We start from the raw sequence: 20006 nt of genomic DNA on the forward strand, positions 1-20006 counted from the left end.
GCGAACCTCCATTCGCCCGGGCCGCTCTTTCCTGCGCGGCCTAACCCTTTGCTTTCTAAAAATTCTTGGTGATCCAGGTACGCAGCTTGTCGACCAGGCCGCCCACGCTGCCACCGGCCGGACTGCTACCGCGCATGCCGCCGGAGCGCGCGCCGTGCAACAACAGCCCCACCCCGGTGGAGTGCAACGGGTTGGCGATCACCTCGCCCAGGCCCATCACGTGTTGCGGCACGCCGATGCGCACCATCTTGTGGAAGATTTCCTCGGCCAGTTCCAATGCGCCCTCCATGCGTGACGCACCACCCGTGAGCACTACGCCCGCCGCAACCAGGCTGTCGTAGCCGGAGCGGCGCAATTCGTCCTGCACCATCTCGAAAATTTCCTCGTAGCGCGCCTGCACGCTCTGCGCGAGCGACTGGCGCGCCAGCCGGCGCGGCGGGCGATCGCCCACGCTGGGTACCTGGATGGTTTCTTCCGCGTGCGCGAGCTGAGCCAAAGCACAGGCGTACTTGATCTTGATCTCCTCCGCATGCGCGGTCGGCGTATGCACGCCGTAAGCGATGTCATTGGTGACCTGGTCACCCCCCACCGGCAGCGACTTGGTGTAGCGGATCGCGCCCTGCGTGTAGATCGAGATATCCGTCGTACCCGCACCGATGTCGACCAGGCACACGCCCAGTTCGCGCTCGTCATCGGTCAGCACAGCCTTGGCGCTGGCTACCGCCGAGGGCACCAGTTCGTCGACCGACAGGCCACAACGCTGGATGCATTTGCTGATGTTCTGCACCGCCGCGGCGGCGCCGGTCACCAGATGCACGGAAGCTTCCAGGCGCACGCCGCTCATGCCCACCGGCGCGCGGATGCCGTCCTGGCCATCGATGCGGTACTCCTGCGACTCCTTATATAAGACCTTGCGGTCGGCCGGGATCGCCACCGCGCTCGCCGCTTCCAGCACCTGCTCCAAGTCGCCTGGCGCGACTTCGCGATCACGGATCGCCGCCGTGCCGTGCGAGTTGCGCGTTTCCAGGTGGCTGCCGGAGATCGAGGCGTACACCGAACGGATGTCGCAGCCGGCCATCAGCTCGGCCTCTTCCACCGCGCGCTGGATCGAGTGCACGGTGGATTCGATATCCACTACCGATCCGCGCTTCATGCCGCGCGAGACGTGCGAACCGATCCCGATCACTTCGATCGGCTCACCCGGTTCGTACTCGCCCACGATCGCCACCACTTTCGAAGTGCCGATGTCCAGGCCCACTACCAATTGCTTTTCGTTCTTGCCTTTCATGTGCGTGGCGTGCCTCCGGCGGTCGGGGCGGCCGTCGCTGGCGGCCATTTCACGGCAAAGCCGTTGGTGTAACGAAGGTCGGCGTACTCCAAACCCTGGCCGTGGCCGGCAGCCAGCTGCGGATACACGTCGAGGAAGCGGCGCAGGCGGCGGCCCGCCTGGCTGCGATCGCCGATCACGATCTGCGCGCCGGTGTCGGTGCTCACGCTCCAGCTGCCCCGCTCGGTGAGCGTGACGCCGGCGACCTTCAGATGCTCGCCGGCGAACGCCTTCTGCACGTCCGCGAAGAAGCTCACCACTTCGGCGAGGTGATCTTCCGGGCCACGCAGATCGGGAAGCTGGTTGTAATCGGCCGCGTCCGGCACGCTGAACACCTTGCCTTCGCGACTGATCAACTGGTTGGCATTCCAGCGCGCGAACGGCTCGCGCTCGTACACGCGCAGCAGCAGTGCGTCTGGCCAGCGCTTGCTGGCTTCCACCGATTCCACCCACGGCAGCGCCGCAACCGCCTTCTGCACGCCATCAAGATTCAAGGCAAAAAAGCCCTTGCCCAGGCGCGGCAGCACGGCGGCACGAATCTGTTCCGCGCTCACGTGCTTGAACTCGGCCTGCACCGTCAGCTGGGTAACCGGCCAGCGGTCGGCGGCAAACCAGCCGCGCAACACGCCGACGATCGGCAAGACCACCAGCGCGATGGCCAGGCACCAGGCGACGAGGCGAATACTTCCCCTCATTGCTCCTCCCTGAAACTGGTTTCCAACACTCGCCAGCACAGCTCCTGGTAGTCGATGCCCGATACCGCCGCCGCCTTCGGCACCAGCGAATGCGAAGTCATGCCCGGCGCGGTGTTCACTTCGAGCAACCAGTTGCGGCCCTGGGTATCGCGCATCACATCGACGCGGCCCCAGCCGTGGCATCCCAGCGCATCGAAAGCTTCCAATGTCAGCGCGCGCAACGAGGCCTCCCTCTCGCCTTCCAGGCCGGGACAGATATAACGCGTGTCTTCCGCCACGTACTTGGCGTTGTAATCGTAGAAGGCGCCTTTGGGCACGATATGGATGCTCGGCAGCACCTGCCGGCCGAGGATGCCGACGGTAAGCTCGTCGCCCTCGATCAGCGCTTCCATCAGCAGGTCGCCGGGATATTTCTCTGCCAGCGCCACGGCGGCATCCAGGTCTTTTTCCTGGAACACGCGTGTCACGCCGACGCTGGAACCTTCGCAAGATGGTTTCACGATCAAGGGAAAGCCGATTTGCTTCGCCGCGGCGTATACATCCGCACCGCGCGGCAGCGGCACGAATTTCGGCGTCGGCAGACCTAGCGATTGCCACACGCGCTTGGAACGGGTCTTGTCCATCGACAGTGCGGAACCCAGCACACCCGAACCGGTGTACGGCACATGCAGCGATTCCAGCGCACCTTGCAGCACGCCATCTTCGCCGCCGCCGTGCTGGCCGTGCAGGATGTTGAACACGCGCGCGAAATGGCCGGCCCGCAGGGCGTCCAGCAAGGCCGGAATGCCGTCGATCGCGTGCGCATCCACCCCGCGCGCCTGGAGCGCGGCCAGTACGTTGCGGCCGGAGTCGAGCGACACCTCGCGCTCGGCCGAGCTGCCGCCCATTACCACGGCGACGCGTCCAAATTGGGCGGGATCGTTGATCTTTCTCATGTTTCGTTCGTCCTCAAGGAACCCGCCTGCGCCAGTTCCACCGCGGCGGTACCGATATCCCCAGCGCCAAGCAGCAGCAGCAGATCGCCGTCGCGCAAAAGCGCCGGCAAGGTGTCCTTCAATTCGCGCGGATGGCTGATCAGCACCGGATCAACCTTGCCGCGCGCACGCACCGCACGCGCCAGAGCGCGGCCGTCAGCGCCCGCGATCGGCGCCTCGCCGGCCGGATAGACCTCGGTCAGCACCAGCACGTCCGCTTCCGCCAGCACCTTGGAAAAGTCGTCGAGCAGGTCGCGAGTACGGCTGTAGCGATGCGGTTGGAAGCCCACCACCAGGCGGCGATCCGGCCAACCGCCACGCGCCGCCGCGAAAACGGCGGCAAGCTCGCGCGGATGATGGCCATAGTCATCGACCAGCATCACCTTGCCTTGGTCGATGGCGATTTCGCCGCGGCGATGGAAGCGACGGCCCACGCCCTGGAAATGCTGCAGGGCATGCGCAATGGCCTCGGCTTCCACGCCAAGCTGCCAACCGATCGACGCAGCCGCCAGGGCATTGAGCACATTGTGCCGGCCCGGCAGATTCAGCGTGACCGAAATCGGCTCGTGCATGCCCGGCAGCAGCAGGTCGAAATGCATTTCGAAGCCTTGCTGGCGCACATTGGCGGCGCGCACATCGGCATGCTCGGAGTCGATGCCATAGGTCATCACGCGGCGCGCGGTGAGTTTGGCCAGCTCCGCCACTTCCGGGTCGTCCACGCACAAGACGGCAAGGCCATAGAACGGCAGACGGTGCAGAAAATCCGAAAATGCCTTGCGCACCAAGGCGAAATCGCCCTGATAATTTTCCAGATGATCGGCATCGATGTTGGTCACCACCGCAATCACCGGCGACAGCAACAGGAACGAACCGTCCGATTCGTCAGCCTCCGCCACCAGGTACTGGCCGGTGCCCAGCCGCGCATTTGCGCCGGCGGCATTGAGCTGGCCGCCGATCACGAAGGTGGGATCGTAGTTGGCTTCGGCCAGCACGCTGGCGACGAGGCTGGTGGTGGTGGTCTTGCCGTGCGTGCCGGCGATGGCGATGCCACGGCGGAAACGCATCAGCTCACCCAGCATTTCCGCGCGCGGAATGACCGGGATGCGCGCTTCGCGCGCGGCGATCAGTTCCGGGTTGTCGCTTTTGATTGCGCTGGACGTAACCACGACATCGGCATCACCGATATGCGCGGCGGCATGGCCAATGCGCACATCTATACCCTGCTGACGCAGGCGTTGTGCGGTCGGCGACTCGCTGCGGTCCGAACCGGACACGGCGTAGCCAAGGTTGTGCAGCACTTCGGCGATGCCGCTCATGCCCACACCGCCGATGCCGATAAAGTGCACGCGGCGGAAGGTGCTCATCAGGTCTTCGTGGGCAAGCAGGCGACGCGGCGTCATGCGGCCACCTCCACGCAGGCGCGCGCGATGTCAGCGGCGGCATCGGGCTTGGCCAAGGTGCGTGCCGCGGTCGCCATCGCCAACAGCTTGGCGCGCTCTCCCAACAGCGCAGTCAAACGCTGCGCCAAGTCTTTCGTCTTCAAATCGCGTTCCTGGATCAATTCAGCGGCACCGGCAGCGACCAGTGCCTCGGCGTTGCGCGTCTGGTGGTCGTCCACCGCGTGCGGGAACGGCACCAGCACGGCACCCAGCCCGCAGGCCGTGAGTTCGGCCAATGTCAATGCACCTGCGCGGCATACGGCCAGATCGGCCCATGCATAGGTTCCGGCCATGTCTTCGATGAAAGGCACGATGCGCGCTTCCACACCGGCTTCGGCGTAAGCGTTGCGCGCCTCATCGATGCCCCGATTGCCACACTGATGCAGCACTTCCGGCCGCTGCTCGGCCGCCATTTGCGCCAGCGCCTGCGGCACCGAGGTATTCAGGGCGCGCGCGCCAAGACTTCCACCGAGCACCAGCAGGCGCGGCTTGCCGGTGCGTTCGGCCATGCGCTGCGCGGGTGCCGGCAGGGAGGCTATCGCGGCGCGCACCGGGTTCCCTACCCACTCCGCATTGGCTAATGCATCGGCAAAACCTGCCATCACGCGGCGTGCATGCCGTGCCAGCTTGCGATTGGTGAAACCGGCCACGCGATTCTGTTCGTGCACCAGCAACGGACGACGCAGCAGGCGCGCGGCAACACCACCCGGACCGGCCACGTAACCGCCCATCGAAAGCACGCTGCGCGGCTGCAACCGATGCAGTACAGCCAGCGATGACAACAGCGCACGCAGCAGCATCCACGGTGCCAGCAAACGCGTCTTCAGGCCTTTGCCGCGCAAACCGCCCACGGCAATGGTGTGCAACTCGATGCCATGGGCCGGCACCACCTTGGTTTCCATGCCGCCTTCCGCGCCCAGCCACACTACCGGCACGCCTTGCGCACGCAAGGTCTCGGCCACGGCCAGGCCGGGGAAAATGTGGCCGCCGGTACCGCCGGCCATGATCAGCACGGGTGCGGGTGCGCTCATGCTGCCGCTGCCTCGCGCTCACGCGCGTTGGTGGGGTTGGCATCAGGTACTGCCGCCGCCGGCATGCGTGTAGCCATCTGCCGCGCGTCCAGGGCGCGATAGATCTCGAAGGTCGCGCGCAGCAGCACACCCGCCATCGCGCAAGTCAGCACGATCGAGGAACCGCCATAGCTGATCAGTGGCAAGGTCAGCCCCTTGGTCGGCAGCGCTCCCAGGTTCACGCCGATCGACACCATCGTCTGCAAGCCAAGCATCAAGGAAATGCCGAAGGCGATATAGCCGGCGAAACGCTGACCGATTTCCACCCCCTTCAGGCCCACGTGCAAGCCACGCCACACGGCCAGCGCGAACAGGCTCATCACCGCGATGATGCCGACCAGACCCAGCTCTTCGCCGATGACCGCGAAGATGAAGTCGGTATGCGCTTCGGGCAGATACGACAATTTCAACACGCTCGAACCCAGGCCCACGCCGGTCCACTCGCCGCGGCCGACCGCCATCAGCGATTGGGTCAGCTGGAAACCGTCGTCGAACGGATGCGCCCACGGATTGAGAAACGACGTCAGCCGCTTCATGCGATAGCTTTCGCTGGTCGCCGCTATCGCCAACAGCGGCATCAGCGGCAGGCCCATCAGGAACAGGAAGATCGGTCGCGCGCCGCCCAGCCACACCATGCCGATGGTGACAGCGATGATCAAGGTGGCCGAACCGAAGTCGGGCTGCGCCAGCAGCAGCAGCACCATGACACCAGACACCGCAAGCGGCTTGATCAACCCCAGGAAGCGCGTTTCGATGCTCTCGCGATGACGCACCAGGTAGCTGGCCAGATACACCACCAGGATCAGCTTCACCGCCTCGACCGGCTGGAACGAGGTCACGATCAGGTTGAGCCAGCGCCTTGCGCCATTGAGCTTCATCCCTAAGTGTGGGACGAACACCGCCAACAGCATGATGAAGGCCACCAGCATCAGGAAGAACGCGTGCTTTTCCAGCTCCTTCAGTTCGGTGCGCATGGCAACTCCCGCTGCCACGATGCCGATCGCGAGAAACAGCAGTTGTTTCTTCAGGTAGTAGAACTCACCCATGTGCGAGCTGTCGGCCACGGCGATCGAACTGGACGTCACCATGATCACGCCCACGCAGGCAAGGCCGACCAGGGCCACCAGCAGCAGCAAGTCGAACTTGCCGCGCGGGCCCTGCCGGCGCTTTGCCTGAGTGGTATCGAAACCGAACATCGTCTAGCGCACCTTCAACGTCGCCAAGCCAATCAGCACCAGCACCACGCTGATGATCCAGAACCGCACAATGACCCGGGGCTCGGGCCAGCCTTTCAATTCGAAGTGATGATGAATCGGCGCCATGCGGAAGATGCGCTTGCCGGTCATCTTGAAGCTGGCGACCTGCATCATCACCGACACCGTTTCCATCACGAATACGCCGCCCATGATCAGCAGCACGATTTCCTGCCGCACGATCACCGCGATCGCCGCCAGCGCCGCGCCGATGGCCAGCGCCCCCACATCGCCCATGAATACCTGCGCGGGATAGGTGTTGAACCAGAGGAATCCGAGGCCGGCACCGGACAGCGCGCCGCAGAAGATCGCCAGCTCGCCCGCGCCGGGAATGGAGGGAATCCCCAGGTATTCGGAGAACACGCGGTTGCCGGCGAGATACGCGAAGATGCCCAGCGCGCCCGAGACCAGCACCGTCGGCATGATCGCCAGGCCGTCCAGACCGTCGGTCAAGTTCACCGCATTGGAAAAGCCCACGATCATGAAGTAGGCGAGCACGATGAAAAACGCACCCAACGGGACGGCCACGTGTTTGAACAGCGGCACGTACAACGCCGTTTCCGAAGGCAGATTGGCGGTGTGAAACAGAAACCACGCCGCGCCGACGCCGAACACCGACTGCCAGAAATACTTCCAGCGCGACGCGAGGCCGCGGCTGTCCTTGAGCACCAGCTTGCGGTAGTCGTCGTAGAAACCGATCGCGCCGTAGCAAAGCAGCACCAGCAACACCAGCCACACATAGCGGTTGTTCAGATCGACCCAAAGCAAAGTGGCAACGGCCACGGACAGCAGGATCATCACACCGCCCATGGTGGGTGTACCGGCCTTCGACAGATGCGACTGCGGGCCTTCCTTGCGCACCACCTGGCCGGCCTTGAGCGCGGCGAGCTTGCGGATCAGCGCGGGACCGAACAACAGCGACATCGCCATGGCGGTGAGCGCCGCCATGATCGTGCGGAAGGTGATGTACTGGAACAGGTGCGGCGTGGCGAAATGCCGTGCGAACCATTCGGCCAGTTCAAGCAGCATCGTGTGCGCCCTCCTTCGTTGGACCGTTCTTGAGCGCAACCACGACTTGTTCCATGCCCGCCGAATGCGAGCCCTTTACCAGGCAAGTGACGCCGGCGCGCAATTCGGCGCGCAGGGCATCGATCAGGGCGGCTTTATTGGCGAAATGATTGCCGCCCGCCCCGAAGGCTTCGACCGCCGCCGCACTCAATGGCCCGACCGAGAACAGCCGATCGATGCCGCGCTCACGCGCATGGCGCCCGACGCCGGCGTGCAGCGCGCGCGCATCCGCGCCCAGCTCGGCCATGTCGCCCAGCACCAGCCAACGCTCGCCCGCAGCCAGCGCCAACGTATCGATCGCCGCGTGCATGGAACTCGGATTGGCGTTGTAGCTATCGTCGACCAGCGTCCAGCCTTCCGGCATCGTGATGCGGTTGAGGCGTCCTTCGACGGCGCTCGCTTGCGCCAGCCCCGCAACGATGGTGTCGAGCGGAACCTCCAGGGCCAACGCAACCGCACTAGCGGCGAGGGCATTGGCGATGTTGTGGCGGCCCGGCAGCGGCAGTTGCACTTCGGCATCACCGTGCGGCGTACTCAGCACGAAACGCGAACCGTCGACGCGCTGCTCCAGGATTTCCGCACCGACATCGGCCTTGTGATCCAGGCCAAAGCGCAGTACGCGCCGCCCTCCGGCGAGACCCATGAAAAAGCTGGCGAAGGCATCGTCGGCGTTGATCACCGCCACGCCATCGGCCGGCAGCGCGCGATACACCGCGCCCTTGGTTTCCGCCACCATCTCGATCGTACCCATCCGCTCAAGATGCGCGGGCGCGATGATGTTGACGAGGCCGATATCGGGCCTGGCGATGGCAGCCAGATAATCGATGTCGCCAGGCTTGCCGGCGCCCATTTCGAGCACGGCATATTCGGCATCTTCTGGCATCCACAGCAGCGTGAGCGGAAGACCGATCTCGTTGTTGAAGCTGCCGGTGTTTACGTGCGTGCGGCCGTGCAGCGACAGGATCGAGGCAGTGAGCATCTTCACCGTGGTCTTGCCGTTCGAACCGGTAATGCCGATCACCCGCGCATTGCGCTGCGCGCGCACCGCACTGGCCAGATCGCCCAGCGCCAGTTCGGCGCTCTCGACTTCGACCTGCGGCAGCTCGCTTTCCACCCGATGTTCGACCAGGGCGGCCACGGCGCCGCGCGCTTTTGCATCGGCGAGATAATTATGGCCATCCACACGCTCGCCCTTGAACGCGACGAACATATCGCCCGGCTTGACCTTGCGCGAATCGATTTCCACGCCGGTCACTTCGGCGTCGGCGCCGTGCAACTGTCCGTGCGTCCACATGGCGATGGCGCTCAGCCGCATCATGCGCGTGCTCCCAGCGCAATCCGCGCTACCGCCATGTCATCGAACGCACGCTTGCCGCCGGCGCTCTCCTGGTAGGTTTCGTGGCCTTTGCCGGCAATCAACACAACATCTCCGGTACGCGCTATTTCCAGTGCCGCGCGGATCGCCGCTTCGCGATCGCGCAGTACGGTGGCTGCCTGCGGCCGAGCCATGCCGGCCAGAATCTGCGCGACGATGGCGTCACCGTCTTCGCCGCGCGGGTTGTCATCGGTGACGATCGCGACGTCAGCCAGACGCTCGGCGATTTCGCCCATCTCAGGACGCTTGCCCGCATCACGCTCGCCACCGCAGCCGAACACGCAGATCAGCCTCGCATCGCAATGCGCACGCAGCGACTTCAGCGCCTGCTCAAGCGCATCGGGCGTATGCGCGTAATCAACCACCACCAGCGGCAGCCCTTGCAGGCCGCCGATGCGGTTCATGCGGCCATTCACCGGCTCCAGGGCTTCGACCGCTGCGGCGATGCGCTCGAACGATTCGCCCAGCGCGGCAAGACAACCGATCACGGCCAACAGATTGGCCACGTTGAAGCGGCCGAGCAGGTGGCTGCGGATATGCCTTGCGCCCCACGGCGTACGCAACACGAAGGCCGTGCCCTCCGCGGAAGTGACGATGTCGCTGGCCACGATGTCGGCCTCCCCATCGCCAGCACTGCTCAGTCGCCATGCGCGCACCCCGGCCGGCAGTTTGCGCACCAACTCGCGGCCAAAGGCGTCATCGACGTTGATCGCGGCCGCCTTCAGCCCCGGCCATGCGAACAGCCGGGCCTTGGCGGCACCGTAGGCATCCATGCTGCCGTGATAGTCGAGGTGATCCCGCGTGAGGTTGGTAAAGGCCGCCACTTCGAACGCGGTAGCGGCGACGCGCCCCTGCTCCAACGCATGCGATGACACTTCCATCGCCACGTGGGTAGCGCCATCACGACGGAATTCGGCGAACAGCTGCTGCACGGCGATCGCATCCGGCGTGGTGCGTTCACCTTCGCGCAGGTGCCCATGCAGGCCTGCACCCAGAGTGCCGATGGTGGCGGCGCGAGACCCTAGATGATCCAGCGCCTGCGCCAGCAATTGCACGGTGGAAGTCTTGCCGTTGGTACCAGTGACGCCGATCACGCACATCGCTTCGGACGGGCGGCCGAAGAAGCGCGCGGCAATTTCGCCGACAAAGGTGTGCAAGCCATCGATCCACAGCACCGGCACACCCGGGTCTTGCAGGCCCGCCGGCGCAGGGGCTTCGGCCAGCACCACGCTGGCGCCGCGCTGCACCGCGCCCTGCACGAATTCGATGCCATGGCCACGCGTACCGCGCAGCGCAAAAAACGCGTCGCCGCGCTGTACTTTGCGCGAATCGAGCGCAAGCCCGGAAACGACAACAGGCCCCGTGGCCTTCGTCTCGGCGATGCCTTGCAGCAAATGATCCAGGCGCTGGCCGCTCATGGCTCGACGGCCTCCACCGCGGATTGATCGTCCTGCGCACTCTGCGCCGGTGCGGTACCAGCCAGGCCCCCGCCAGCCTGCAGCGGACCGCCGACATACCAGCGCCCGATGTTGTCCGGCGGTATATCAAGCAAGCGCAGCGCGCCGGTCATCACCAGCGGGAATACCGGCGCGGAAACCACGCCGCCGTAATAGGCGTTCTTCTTGGGGTTGTTGACCACCACCACACCGACCAGGCGCGGATCGGTGGCCGGCACGATGCCGGCGAACAAGGAGTTGTAGTTGTTCTTGGCGTAGCCACCGGCCGAGGCCAAATGCGCCGTACCGGTCTTGCCGGCGACGATGTAGTTGGGGATCTGCGCGCGGGTGGCCGAACCGCCCGGTGCCGTCACCGTCTCCAGCATGTCCACCAGTTCCCGCGCGATGGTTGGCGAGACGACCTGCTTGCCTGCCTCGCCGCCGCCCTTGATGAAGGTGGGCGTATGCATGATGCCGCCGTCGGCCAACGTGGCGTAGGCAACAGCCAGTTGCAATGGCGTGACGTTGAGGCCATAGCCATAGGCCATGGTCGCTTTTTCGATCGGACGCCAGCTTCGGCCTGGGCGCAGGAATCCGGCCGATTCGCCGGGGAAGCCGCTGCCGGTGCTTTCACCGAAGCCGAACGCGCGATAGGTGTCATAGACGAACTTGGTATCCAGCGACAACGCGATCTTGGCCGCGCCGATGTTGCTGGACTTGGTGAGCACGCCGGTGGGGGTGAGCAGGCCGTTGCCGCCGGACTCCACGTCGCGGATGTCCTTGCCCATGAACATCCAGTGGCCGTTGCCGGTGTCCACCAGCGGCGAAGTGGGTGTGTACTTGCCGCTTGCAAGGCCGGCCGCCATGGTGAACGGCTTCATGGTGGAGCCGGGCTCCACGACGTCGGTCACGTCACGGTTACGGCGCGCCGCGAGCGGACTGCCGGTGACGGCGTTGGGGTTGTAAGTGGGCAAGCTCACCATGGCGAGAATCTCGCCAGTGCGTATATCCAGGACCACCATTTCACCGGAATCGGCGTCGAGATCCTGCAACTGCTTTTTCAGCTCGCTATAGGCGAGGAACTGGATGCGGCGATCGATGCTGAGTGTGAGGTTCTGCCCGGGCTGCGGTGCATGCACCTGCTCCACGTCTTCCACGACGCGACCCATGCGATCGCGAATTACGCGCTTGGCGCCCGGCTTGCCCGCCAGCCAGTTGTCAAAAGCCAGTTCCAGCCCTTCCTGGCCGTGGTCATCGATGTTGGTGAAGCCGAGCACGTGCGCGGTCACTTCGCCCGAAGGGTAGTAGCGCTTGTATTCGCGCTGTCCGTTTACGCCGGGAACGCCCAACGCAAGCACGGCCTGGGCTGCATCCGGGCTCATCTGGCGGCGCAGGTAGGTGAAGTCGCGATCGGCGCGCTGCTCCAGATACGACTTCAGCTCGTCCGCGTTGGTGCCCAGTGCCTGCGCCAATGCGGGAATTCGATCGGCGTTGTCGAGCACTTCGGACGGGACGCAAGTGATGGACACCATCGGCGTCGACACCGCCAGCGGCTCGCCGTTGCGATCGAAGATCGTGCCACGCGACACGGCGATCGGCATCACGCGCAGGAAGCGTGCGTCGCCCTGGTCCTGATAGAACTGCTTGCGCACCACCTGCAGATCGAAGGCGCGCGCTACCAGCCCCGCCGACGCCAGGCCGAGTATGCCGATTACCAGCGACATGCGTCGGCGCGCACTAGGACCGGCAGCTGTGCGCCTCGCAGCGAACTTGGCACCAGGGGGCTGCTGCCGGTTCACTGCCGCACCAGCTGTACGTCCTGCGGACGCGGCGCAAACATGCCGAGCTTGGTGCGCGCTTCGCTGTCGATGCGGCGTGGCTCGGCCCAGGTAGCCTGCTCCAGTTCGAGCCGGCCGTATTCGATATTCAATTCATCGCGCTGGCCCTGCAGCTGCGAAAGCTGCACGAACAGCGAACGGCTCTGGTGGCGCGTCCACACGACGGCAATCGCGCTAGCCATTACCGAGGCCAACAGGAGCAGCAGGCTGAAGATGCCGACGGCCCTCATGCAAGCTTCTCCGCCACGCGCAGCACGGCCGAGCGCGCGCGCGGATTGGCCGTCTGCTCGGCCTCGGAGGGGAACTGCGCCTTGCCCACGGCCGCCAGCCTGGCGGGTGCCGCTGCGACCGGCGGACCGCGGCGGCTGCCCTGCACGCGGCCGGAATGATCGCGGATGAATTGCTTCACCATGCGGTCTTCCAGCGAGTGGAAACTGATCACTGCCATGCGGCCACCTGGCTTGAGCCGCTCCAGCGCCGCATCGAGCCCGCGCTCCAGTGCGTCCAATTCGCCATTCACGCGAATGCGCAAGGCCTGGAATGTGCGTGTGGCCGGATGCTTGCCCGGTTCGCGCCGGCCAATCAGGCGCTCCACCAAGGCGGCGAGTTCGCCGGTACGCGCAATCGGCGATTCCTTGCGAAGCTCGACGATGGCACGGGCGATCTTGCGGCTGAAGCGCTCTTCACCGTACAGCCACAGCACGTCGGCGATTTCGCGCTCATCGGCGAACTGGAGAAAATCCGCCGCGCTTTCGCCTTGCGTCGGGTCCATGCGCATATCCAGCGGTGCATCGGCCAGGAAGCTGAAGCCGCGGGAGGCTTCGTCCAGCTGTGGCGAGGACACCCCGAGATCCAGCAGCACGCCATCCAAACCCGCCGCTGTTGCATCCCATTCGGCCAGCATGGAGAAATTCGCGTGACGGATCGACACGCGCGGATCGTTGGCAAACGCGCTTTGCGCGGTATCGATGGCCTGCGGATCGCGATCCATCAGCAGCAGGCGGCCATCGGGCCCCAGGCGCGACAGCACCGCGCGAGCGTGACCGCCGCGTCCGAAGGTGCCATCCAGATAACGCCCGCCTGCCCGCACGGCGAGACCCTCCACCGCTTCATTCAGCATCACCGGGATGTGCTGACGCTCAGCCATGCCGCACTCCCGCTCTTGTTCGCATCCATCCCACGCCGGACCATCACGGTCTACAGACGCAGGTCCGCCATGTCGTCGCTGATTTCGTCTTCGCCGATGGTCTGGCGGATCTTGGCCAGGTGGGCTTGTTCGCTCCACAGCTCGAACTTGTTGCCCATGCCTAGCAATACCGCCTTCTTCTCGATGCCTGCCGCCGTACGCTGGCTACCCGGCAGCAGGATGCGCATGGCGCCGTCCGGCTCCACCATCGCCGCCGCACCGACCAGCTTCATCTGCAAGGCACGGTGCACAGCTTTGACGTTCGGCAAGGCAACGACCTGGTCACGCACCCGCTCCCATTCGGCTTGCGGGAACAGCCAGAGGCAGCCCGACTCGAACGGGTTGTAGGTGATCACCAGCCGATTGGCGCAAGCGTCCGCAACCAGTTCCCGATATGCGGTCGGGATAGCCAGCCGGCCCTTGTCATCGACAGTGATGGCGGTCTCGCCCTGGAACACGACCCTCGAGAACTCCCACGAAATCCCACGATTTCACACAGGGCCCCACGATAGTCTCGCCCCCTGAGACTGTCAAGGATTTTTTGCTTGTGAATCAAGGAGAAAGGCAACAGTGTGGCCAAAATTCCAGCGATTTCGAGGAAGCTTTCCAAGGTGCTTGATCATGGTAGGTTTTTTGTCTCCGGCGCCCGTTTCCTGGCAGCCCGATTCGGGCGACCGGCAAGGGCCGTGCATGAACCGTCCGTTCATGCCCGCCTAGTCCATGCCGGCGTGCCGCCCGACATCCATCGGGCGGCAACGCCTACAGCTGAAGAGGGTGGAGTCGGCCTATAAGCCGGGTTCTGTACGCCTTGCGGCGCGACAGTCATTCCTCTCGGCCAGGCGTCACCGCCTGGCTCCAGCAACCTACCCGGGAACAACGCGGGCCGCGTTATCGTTCCCCTATTCGGTCTTGCTCCGGGTGGGGTTTACCGTGCCACGCGGCGTTGACCCCGCGCGCGGTGCGCTCTTACCGCACCGTTTCACCCTTACCTGTGCCCCGTTGGGGCCATCGGCGGTTTGCTTTCTGTTGCACTGGCCGTCAGCTCGCGCTGCCCAGGCGTTACCTGGCACCCTGCCCTATGGAGCCCGGACTTTCCTCGACGCGCACTAGGCGCGACGCGACTGCCCGGCCGACTCCACCGCGAATTATAGCGGGACTTTAAGCGACAAGACGAAAAACGCGCAGGCGACGCCACACCCCTGCTCACTCTTGATAAAGCTGCTTTCTTGGCGCCCCGGTGATCGCCGCGGCCAGCTTTGCCGCCTTGGAGGGCGGCAATTCCTCGCGCAGGATCGCGAACACGCGCTGACCTTCGGCGAGTTTCGCATCAGCCTCCTCGCCGCGCCCGGCGACCAGAATCACGCACTCGCCGCGCTGTTGGTCGGGGTCGCTGGCAACACGCGCTGCCAGTTGCGACAGCGGCTCTCCGATCACCGTCTCGAACAGTTTGGTAAGTTCGCGCGCCAGCACGGCTTCGCGTTCGGCGCCGAAGACCTCGCGCATGTCGGCCAGGCTTTCTACGATGCGATGTGAGGATTCGTAAAAAATCAGCGTGCGCGGATCGCCCGCAAGTTCTTCCAGACGACCGCGACGCGCCGCGGACTTGGGCGGAAGAAAACCTTCGAAGACGAAGCGATCGCTTGGCAGTCCCGCCACGGACAACGCCGCGATGGCGGCGCACGCCCCCGGCACCGGAATACAGCGAATGCCCGCCTCACGCGCGGCGCGTACGAGGCGAAAACCCGGGTCGCTGATCAGCGGCGTGCCGGCATCGGAGATCAGCGCTACCGATTCACCCTGTTCGAGTCGCCGCACGATGGATGCGACTGCTTCGCGCTCGTTGTGCTCGTGCAAAGCCACCAGCTGGGTGCCAATGTTGTGCTGAAGCAGCATGGGACGGCTGTGCCGGGTGTCCTCGGCGGCGATCAGCGAGACCTTGCGCAAGGTCTCGATGGCACGCGCGGATATGTCATCGCGATGACCGATCGGTGTCGCCACCACCCACAGGCAGCCCATCTGTTTGCTGGACATAGATTTTGAAGTAACCCTTCGCGGCGTAGCCCTGATGCGATCGGCTATGATCGCGCAATTGCCACCGGTGATGTAGGAACCCCATGCGCCCGAGTCGTGTTGTCGCGTCAGGACTGCTGATTGCTCTGGTGTTGAGCGCTTGCGTGCCTGCCGTGGTGCCGCGCTCGCCCGCCGAAATCGCCGCCGCGCAGCAGGCCGCCAACCTGGCCAACCAGGGGCAGCTCGACCAGGCCGCACAAGCCTATATGGCCCTCGCCGCGCAATCGCCCAGCCGCGCGGATCACTATAAGTTGTTGGCCGCCGAGGCCTATCGCGAGGAAAACGCGCTCGATCGCGCCGCGCCCATCGTCGCGGGCATCGATCGTGACAAGCTTGCCGACGACGAACCCGTGCGCATGGATCTGCTGCGTGCGGAGATCGCGCTGCGCCAGCGCGACGCAAGCACCGCGCTCAGACTTACCACGCAGCCGAACTTGAATGTTCCGCCGAATCTGCGCCCGCGCTTGCTGATCTTGCGTGCCGATGCGCTTGCCGGCACTGGTGATCTGTGGGGCGCGGCCCGTAGCCGCATCGAACTGGACGACACCTTGCACGGCGCCGATCGCGCGCAGAATCGCGACCAGGCGCTGATCCTGCTGACCAAGCTCGGCGCCGATCCGCTCAAGCAGCGTGCCGCCGCCATGCAGCCGGGTGATCGCATGCTGCCGTGGGTGAACGAAGCGCTCGGCCGTCTCGGCGTGACCGTCGCGCAAACCCAGCCGAATCTTGAGCAAGCCGTCGGTACGCTGGTACCTGGCAGCAGCGCCAGCGTGCGCGAAGGCTACAAGATGCCGGCACGCGTCGCGTTGCTGCTGCCTAACAATGATGGCCTTGTTTCCGTCAGCGCGGCTATTCGCGAAGGTTTTTTCACCGCGTATTTCCAGTCCGCCGATACGCATGCGCCGCGCGCCACGGTGCGCGTGTACGACAGCGGCGGCAATGCCGCCAGCGCCATCAAGGCCTACAACCAGGCGGTAAGCGATGGTGCCCAGATGGTAGTGGGACCGCTGCTGCGCACGGAAGTGGTGGGCGTGCTCGGCCAATCTTCGCTGCCGGTGCCGGTACTCGCCCTCAATCATGTGGATAACCGGAACCTGTCCGCCGGAACCGCCAGCGAATTCGCCCTGATGCCGGAAGACGAAGGCGCCCAAGCCGCCGACCACATGGTCGAGCGCGGCCTGCACAACGCCTACGTGCTTATTTCCGGCGACGATTTCGCCAAGCGAGCCGCGGCGGCGTTCAAGGCTGAGCTGCAGGCCAAGGGCGGCCAGATCGCCGGCAACGCGCAGCTGCCCGCGAGCGGCGTCAACGACAGCGACGCCATCAACGCCTTGAATGTCGGCAGCGCCGGCACCGACGCGGGCATCTTCATCAGCATGCGGACGGAGCAAGCGCGCATGCTATTGCCGCAATTGCGCGTGCAGCGCATCAACTTGCCCGTGTTCGGCACCTCGCACATCTATGGCGGCAGCGATAACGCCACTGCCGATCGTGATCTTGAAGGCGTGGAATTCTGTGGTGCGCCATGGCTGTTCGACGCGCAAACCGGCCTCCCCGGCTATCACGACGTTGCCGGGCAATTGCCTGCCGCGCGGGCCGGTACGTCCCAGCTGTTCGCATTCGGCATGGACGCGTGGAACCTCGTGCCCTATCTGGACTGGCTACGCAGCCATACCGGCAGCTATCTGCCGGGCGCCACCGGCCAGCTTGCCGTCGATACCTTCGGCCATGTAAAGCGCGTGCTGACCTGGCTCAAGTTCCAAGACGGCGTGGCGCGGCCGATCAACAGCAGCCTGGAAATGGACAACGCACCAGGCGGCGTCGCTCCGGCAAGCAGCGCACCTGCACCGGCCAGCAGCGCACCGATGCCCTCCGCGCAACCGAACGGTGGTTGATGCGAGCGGCAGGAAGCGCGTTCGAGCAGCGCGCCTGCGAGGACCTTGAGCGGGCCGGACTCAAACTGCTGGCCCGCAACTACACGACGCGCCACGGCGAGCTGGATTTGGTGATGCGCGACGGCGACACCCTCGTATTCGTCGAGGTACGTCACCGGATTCGATCGGGGTTCGGCGATGCAGCCATGTCGATCACCGCCGCCAAGCAGGCCAAGCTGGTGCGGACCGCTCAGCTATGGCTGGCCGCTCATCCCAAAGATGCACAACGGGCTTGCCGGTTCGACGTGGTGACGTACGACGGGCCGCGCGACAGTGCGAAAATGGAGTGGTTGCGAAACGCGTTTGAGGCGGAGTAGAAGCGTGCCATGACCCTGCCTGCCTCCCTGCTGGACATTTTGCACACCACCTTCGGCGAAGGCGCGTGCTCCACTCACGAAGCCGAGCGCGTCGCCTACGCCTACGACAATTCGCGCCGTAACGCCCTACCCGACGCAGTAGTGTTCGCCCGGGAGCACGCACAGGTGGAAACGCTGGTCCGCACCTGTCGCAAACATCGCGTGCCGGTGATCGCGCGTGGGCGCGGCACCAATACCACTGGCGCTACCGTACCGGTGGAAGGCGGCGTGGTGCTGAGCTTTGAACGGATGAACCGCATTCTGCGCATCGACCCGAACAATCGTTTCGCCGTGGTCGAGCCCGGCGTATTGAACGGCGACCTGCAGCGCGCACTCGCACCGCACGGTTTTTTCTGGCCACCCGACCCGACCTCATCGCCATGGTGCAGCATCGGCGGCAATCTCGCCTGCAATTCGGCTGGACCGCGCACGGTGAAATACGGCAGCCCGCGCGAAAACACGCTTGGCTTGCGTGCAGTCGCCGGCACGGGCGAAAGCTTTCGCTGCGGTACCTATACCAGCAAAGGCGCCACCGGCTATGACCTCACCCGTTTGCTGATCGGCTCGGAAGGCACGCTGGCGCTGATGACCGAAGCCACGCTCAAGCTGACACCCAAGCCATCAGCCTTGCGGACGCTGCGCGCCACCTATCGCGACGTCAGCAGTGCCGCACATGCGGTAGCACGCATCATGGCGCAGCCGGTGACGCCGTGCGCACTGGAATTCATCGACGACGTTGCCCTGAAACTCGCGCACGATCACGCCGGCGGCGATGTTCCGCTCGCCGGTGCCATGCTGATGATCGAGGTGGACGGCGAACCCGAAACGCTGCCTGCGGCCGTGGCTGCCGTATCGCGCGCTGCACATGGCGAAGGATTGGAGGAACTGAGCGTCGCGCAAACAGCTGAGGAGGCACAGGCGCTATGGTCTGCCCGCAAGGCCCTATCTCCCGCACAACGCACGATCTCCCCGAACAAGATCAACGAGGACGTCGTGGTACCGGTCAGCCATCTACCCGAACTGGTAGACGGCATACGCAAACTTTCCCGCAAGCACGACGTACTGGTCGTTACCTTCGGGCATGCCGGCAACGGCAACCTGCACGTCAACCTGTTGCCGCGCGACGAAGCGGAGCGCGAACGCGCACGCGCCTGTCTGGCTGAAGTGTTCGCGCTGGTGATTGCGCTGCAGGGCACCTTGTCCGGTGAGCACGGCATCGGACTGGTGAAACGGGAATTCATGCCGTTGGCGCTGGAACCGGCCACGCTTCAGCTGATGCGCAATGTGAAAGCGGCCTTCGACCCGGACGGTATCTTGAATCCCGGCAAGCTGCTGCCGTGAAAAAGCCGTCCGACTCGCTGGACGCCTTGCTCACCGAAATACGCGCGTGCCGGCTGTGCGCCGCGCATCTGCAGGACGGGCCGCGGCCGGTAGTGCAAGCCAGTGCATCGTCACGCTTGCTGATCGTGAGCCAGGCGCCCGGACGCAAAGTCCATGCGACCGGCATTCCGTTCAACGATGTCAGCGGCGATCGCTTGCGCGGCTGGCTGGGTATTGATCGCGAAATCTTCTACGACGCGCAACGCATCGCCATCGTGCCGATGGGGTTCTGTTTTCCAGGCAGCGGCCGCAACGGCGACTTGCCGCCCCGGCCCGAATGCGCACCTACGTGGCACCCGCGCGTGCTGCCACTACTTAAACAAGTGCAATTGACACTGGCCATTGGCCAGTACGCGCAGGCCGGCGTACTCGGCATGCGATGTGGCGCATCACTTACCGATACCATGCACGCGTGGCGCGAACATCTCGCGGACGGAGTCCTGCCGTTGCCGCATCCCAGTCCGCGCAACCAGGCGTGGCTCAAGCGCAATCCGTGGTTCGAAGCGGAGCTGCTGCCGGTATTGCGAGAGAGAGTCAAACGGGTTTTGTAGGCTGGGATGCCAATCCCAGCATCGCGATGCCGCATGCACGGCAAAGCTGGGATT

The 20006-nt window shown here is 64.8% G+C and carries 18 protein-coding genes and 1 other RNA gene; 4 read left to right on the plus strand and 15 right to left on the minus strand.

Annotation, left to right across the window (positions count from 1 at the left end; genetic code table 11):
* Positions 1-55 precede the first annotated feature (55 nt).
* The 15 genes from ftsA to rsmI form a co-directional block, all read right to left on the minus strand.
* Positions 56-1288 (minus strand): cell division protein FtsA, encoded by a 1233-nt coding sequence (gene ftsA / locus QQJ96_RS22485; RefSeq protein WP_284334282.1) that lies wholly within the window; start codon positions 1286-1288, stop codon positions 56-58.
* Positions 1285-2022, minus strand: coding sequence for a cell division protein FtsQ/DivIB (locus QQJ96_RS22490; RefSeq protein ID WP_284334283.1), 738 nt, complete (start codon positions 2020-2022; stop codon positions 1285-1287). The genes ftsA and QQJ96_RS22490 overlap by 4 nt, the downstream gene beginning before the upstream one ends.
* Positions 2019-2957 carry a D-alanine--D-alanine ligase gene (locus QQJ96_RS22495; RefSeq protein WP_284334284.1) on the minus strand — a complete coding sequence of 313 codons (939 nt, stop codon included), beginning with the start codon at positions 2955-2957 and terminating at the stop codon, positions 2019-2021. Before QQJ96_RS22495 ends, QQJ96_RS22490 begins: the two co-directional genes overlap by 4 nt.
* Positions 2954-4396, minus strand: a complete 1443-nt coding sequence (murC, locus tag QQJ96_RS22500; RefSeq protein ID WP_284334285.1) for a UDP-N-acetylmuramate--L-alanine ligase — start codon at positions 4394-4396, stop codon at positions 2954-2956. The genes QQJ96_RS22495 and murC overlap by 4 nt, the downstream gene beginning before the upstream one ends.
* The gene (gene murG / locus QQJ96_RS22505; protein WP_284334286.1) at positions 4393-5466 is read right to left on the minus strand and encodes an undecaprenyldiphospho-muramoylpentapeptide beta-N-acetylglucosaminyltransferase; all 1074 of its coding nucleotides are present in this window, start codon (positions 5464-5466) and stop codon (positions 4393-4395) included. Before murG ends, murC begins: the two co-directional genes overlap by 4 nt.
* Complete coding sequence (gene ftsW, locus QQJ96_RS22510) at positions 5463-6701, minus strand: putative lipid II flippase FtsW (protein WP_284334287.1); 1239 nt, start codon at positions 6699-6701, stop codon at positions 5463-5465. The genes murG and ftsW overlap by 4 nt, the downstream gene beginning before the upstream one ends.
* 3 nt (positions 6702-6704) lie before the next feature.
* The gene (gene mraY / locus QQJ96_RS22515) at positions 6705-7787 is read right to left on the minus strand and encodes a phospho-N-acetylmuramoyl-pentapeptide-transferase (protein ID WP_284334288.1); all 1083 of its coding nucleotides are present in this window, start codon (positions 7785-7787) and stop codon (positions 6705-6707) included.
* A complete protein-coding gene (locus tag QQJ96_RS22520; protein WP_284334289.1) occupies positions 7777-9144 on the minus strand; it encodes a UDP-N-acetylmuramoyl-tripeptide--D-alanyl-D-alanine ligase in 1368 nt (455 codons plus the stop codon). Before QQJ96_RS22520 ends, mraY begins: the two co-directional genes overlap by 11 nt.
* Positions 9141-10619 (minus strand): UDP-N-acetylmuramoyl-L-alanyl-D-glutamate--2,6-diaminopimelate ligase, encoded by a 1479-nt coding sequence (locus QQJ96_RS22525; RefSeq protein ID WP_284334290.1) that lies wholly within the window; start codon positions 10617-10619, stop codon positions 9141-9143. Before QQJ96_RS22525 ends, QQJ96_RS22520 begins: the two co-directional genes overlap by 4 nt.
* On the minus strand, positions 10616-12361 hold the full coding sequence (locus QQJ96_RS22530; protein ID WP_284334291.1) for a peptidoglycan D,D-transpeptidase FtsI family protein: 1746 nt from the start codon (positions 12359-12361) through the stop codon (positions 10616-10618). The genes QQJ96_RS22525 and QQJ96_RS22530 overlap by 4 nt, the downstream gene beginning before the upstream one ends.
* 71 nt (positions 12362-12432) lie before the next feature.
* On the minus strand, positions 12433-12705 hold the full coding sequence (ftsL, locus tag QQJ96_RS22535; RefSeq protein WP_284334292.1) for a cell division protein FtsL: 273 nt from the start codon (positions 12703-12705) through the stop codon (positions 12433-12435).
* Complete coding sequence (gene rsmH, locus QQJ96_RS22540) at positions 12702-13622, minus strand: 16S rRNA (cytosine(1402)-N(4))-methyltransferase RsmH (protein WP_284334293.1); 921 nt, start codon at positions 13620-13622, stop codon at positions 12702-12704. The genes ftsL and rsmH overlap by 4 nt, the downstream gene beginning before the upstream one ends.
* Before the next feature lie 50 nt (positions 13623-13672).
* Positions 13673-14119: a division/cell wall cluster transcriptional repressor MraZ gene (gene mraZ, locus QQJ96_RS22545; protein ID WP_284334294.1), complete on the minus strand. Its 447-nt coding sequence runs from the start codon at positions 14117-14119 to the stop codon at positions 13673-13675.
* 314 nt (positions 14120-14433) lie between these two features.
* An RNA gene (gene rnpB, locus QQJ96_RS22550) (RNase P RNA component class A) lies at positions 14434-14798 on the minus strand.
* 66 nt (positions 14799-14864) lie between these two features.
* Positions 14865-15692: a 16S rRNA (cytidine(1402)-2'-O)-methyltransferase gene (gene rsmI / locus QQJ96_RS22555; protein ID WP_284334295.1), complete on the minus strand. Its 828-nt coding sequence runs from the start codon at positions 15690-15692 to the stop codon at positions 14865-14867.
* An 83-nt stretch (positions 15693-15775) separates the two neighbouring features.
* Here rsmI and QQJ96_RS22560 point away from each other — a divergent pair, with 83 nt between their 5' ends.
* Genes QQJ96_RS22560 through QQJ96_RS22575 form a run of 4 tightly spaced genes read left to right on the plus strand, consistent with a single transcriptional unit; the run spans position 15776 to position 19952 of the window.
* Positions 15776-17626, plus strand: coding sequence for a penicillin-binding protein activator (locus QQJ96_RS22560; protein WP_284334296.1), 1851 nt, complete (start codon positions 15776-15778; stop codon positions 17624-17626).
* Positions 17626-17982 (plus strand): YraN family protein, encoded by a 357-nt coding sequence (locus QQJ96_RS22565; protein ID WP_284334297.1) that lies wholly within the window; start codon positions 17626-17628, stop codon positions 17980-17982. The genes QQJ96_RS22560 and QQJ96_RS22565 overlap by 1 nt, the downstream gene beginning before the upstream one ends.
* A gap of 9 nt (positions 17983-17991) precedes the next feature.
* Positions 17992-19362: an FAD-binding oxidoreductase gene (locus QQJ96_RS22570; RefSeq protein WP_284334298.1), complete on the plus strand. Its 1371-nt coding sequence runs from the start codon at positions 17992-17994 to the stop codon at positions 19360-19362.
* Positions 19359-19952 (plus strand): uracil-DNA glycosylase family protein, encoded by a 594-nt coding sequence (locus QQJ96_RS22575; RefSeq protein ID WP_404649195.1) that lies wholly within the window; start codon positions 19359-19361, stop codon positions 19950-19952. Before QQJ96_RS22570 ends, QQJ96_RS22575 begins: the two co-directional genes overlap by 4 nt.
* Positions 19953-20006: the final 54 nt, after the last annotated feature.

The organism is Dyella flagellata, from assembly GCF_030160275.1.
GTDB lineage: Bacteria > Pseudomonadota > Gammaproteobacteria > Xanthomonadales > Rhodanobacteraceae > Dyella_B > Dyella_B flagellata.

Coding starts and splice junctions, on each gene's coding strand:
- QQJ96_RS22565 (WP_284334297.1), top strand. CDS start 17,626: ATGCGAGCGGCAGGAAGCGCGTTCGAGCAGCGCGCCTGCGAGGACCTT.
- QQJ96_RS22570 (WP_284334298.1), top strand. CDS start 17,992: ATGACCCTGCCTGCCTCCCTGCTGGACATTTTGCACACCACCTTCGGC.
- QQJ96_RS22530 (WP_284334291.1), bottom strand. CDS start 12,361: ATGTCGCTGGTAATCGGCATACTCGGCCTGGCGTCGGCGGGGCTGGTA.
- ftsA (WP_284334282.1), bottom strand. CDS start 1,288: ATGAAAGGCAAGAACGAAAAGCAATTGGTAGTGGGCCTGGACATCGGC.
- rsmI (WP_284334295.1), bottom strand. CDS start 15,692: ATGTCCAGCAAACAGATGGGCTGCCTGTGGGTGGTGGCGACACCGATC.
- rsmH (WP_284334293.1), bottom strand. CDS start 13,622: ATGGCTGAGCGTCAGCACATCCCGGTGATGCTGAATGAAGCGGTGGAG.
- QQJ96_RS22490 (WP_284334283.1), bottom strand. CDS start 2,022: ATGAGGGGAAGTATTCGCCTCGTCGCCTGGTGCCTGGCCATCGCGCTG.
- QQJ96_RS22520 (WP_284334289.1), bottom strand. CDS start 9,144: ATGATGCGGCTGAGCGCCATCGCCATGTGGACGCACGGACAGTTGCAC.
- ftsL (WP_284334292.1), bottom strand. CDS start 12,705: ATGAGGGCCGTCGGCATCTTCAGCCTGCTGCTCCTGTTGGCCTCGGTA.
- ftsW (WP_284334287.1), bottom strand. CDS start 6,701: ATGTTCGGTTTCGATACCACTCAGGCAAAGCGCCGGCAGGGCCCGCGC.
- murC (WP_284334285.1), bottom strand. CDS start 4,396: ATGACGCCGCGTCGCCTGCTTGCCCACGAAGACCTGATGAGCACCTTC.
- mraY (WP_284334288.1), bottom strand. CDS start 7,787: ATGCTGCTTGAACTGGCCGAATGGTTCGCACGGCATTTCGCCACGCCG.
- QQJ96_RS22560 (WP_284334296.1), top strand. CDS start 15,776: ATGCGCCCGAGTCGTGTTGTCGCGTCAGGACTGCTGATTGCTCTGGTG.
- QQJ96_RS22525 (WP_284334290.1), bottom strand. CDS start 10,619: ATGAGCGGCCAGCGCCTGGATCATTTGCTGCAAGGCATCGCCGAGACG.
- QQJ96_RS22495 (WP_284334284.1), bottom strand. CDS start 2,957: ATGAGAAAGATCAACGATCCCGCCCAATTTGGACGCGTCGCCGTGGTA.
- murG (WP_284334286.1), bottom strand. CDS start 5,466: ATGAGCGCACCCGCACCCGTGCTGATCATGGCCGGCGGTACCGGCGGC.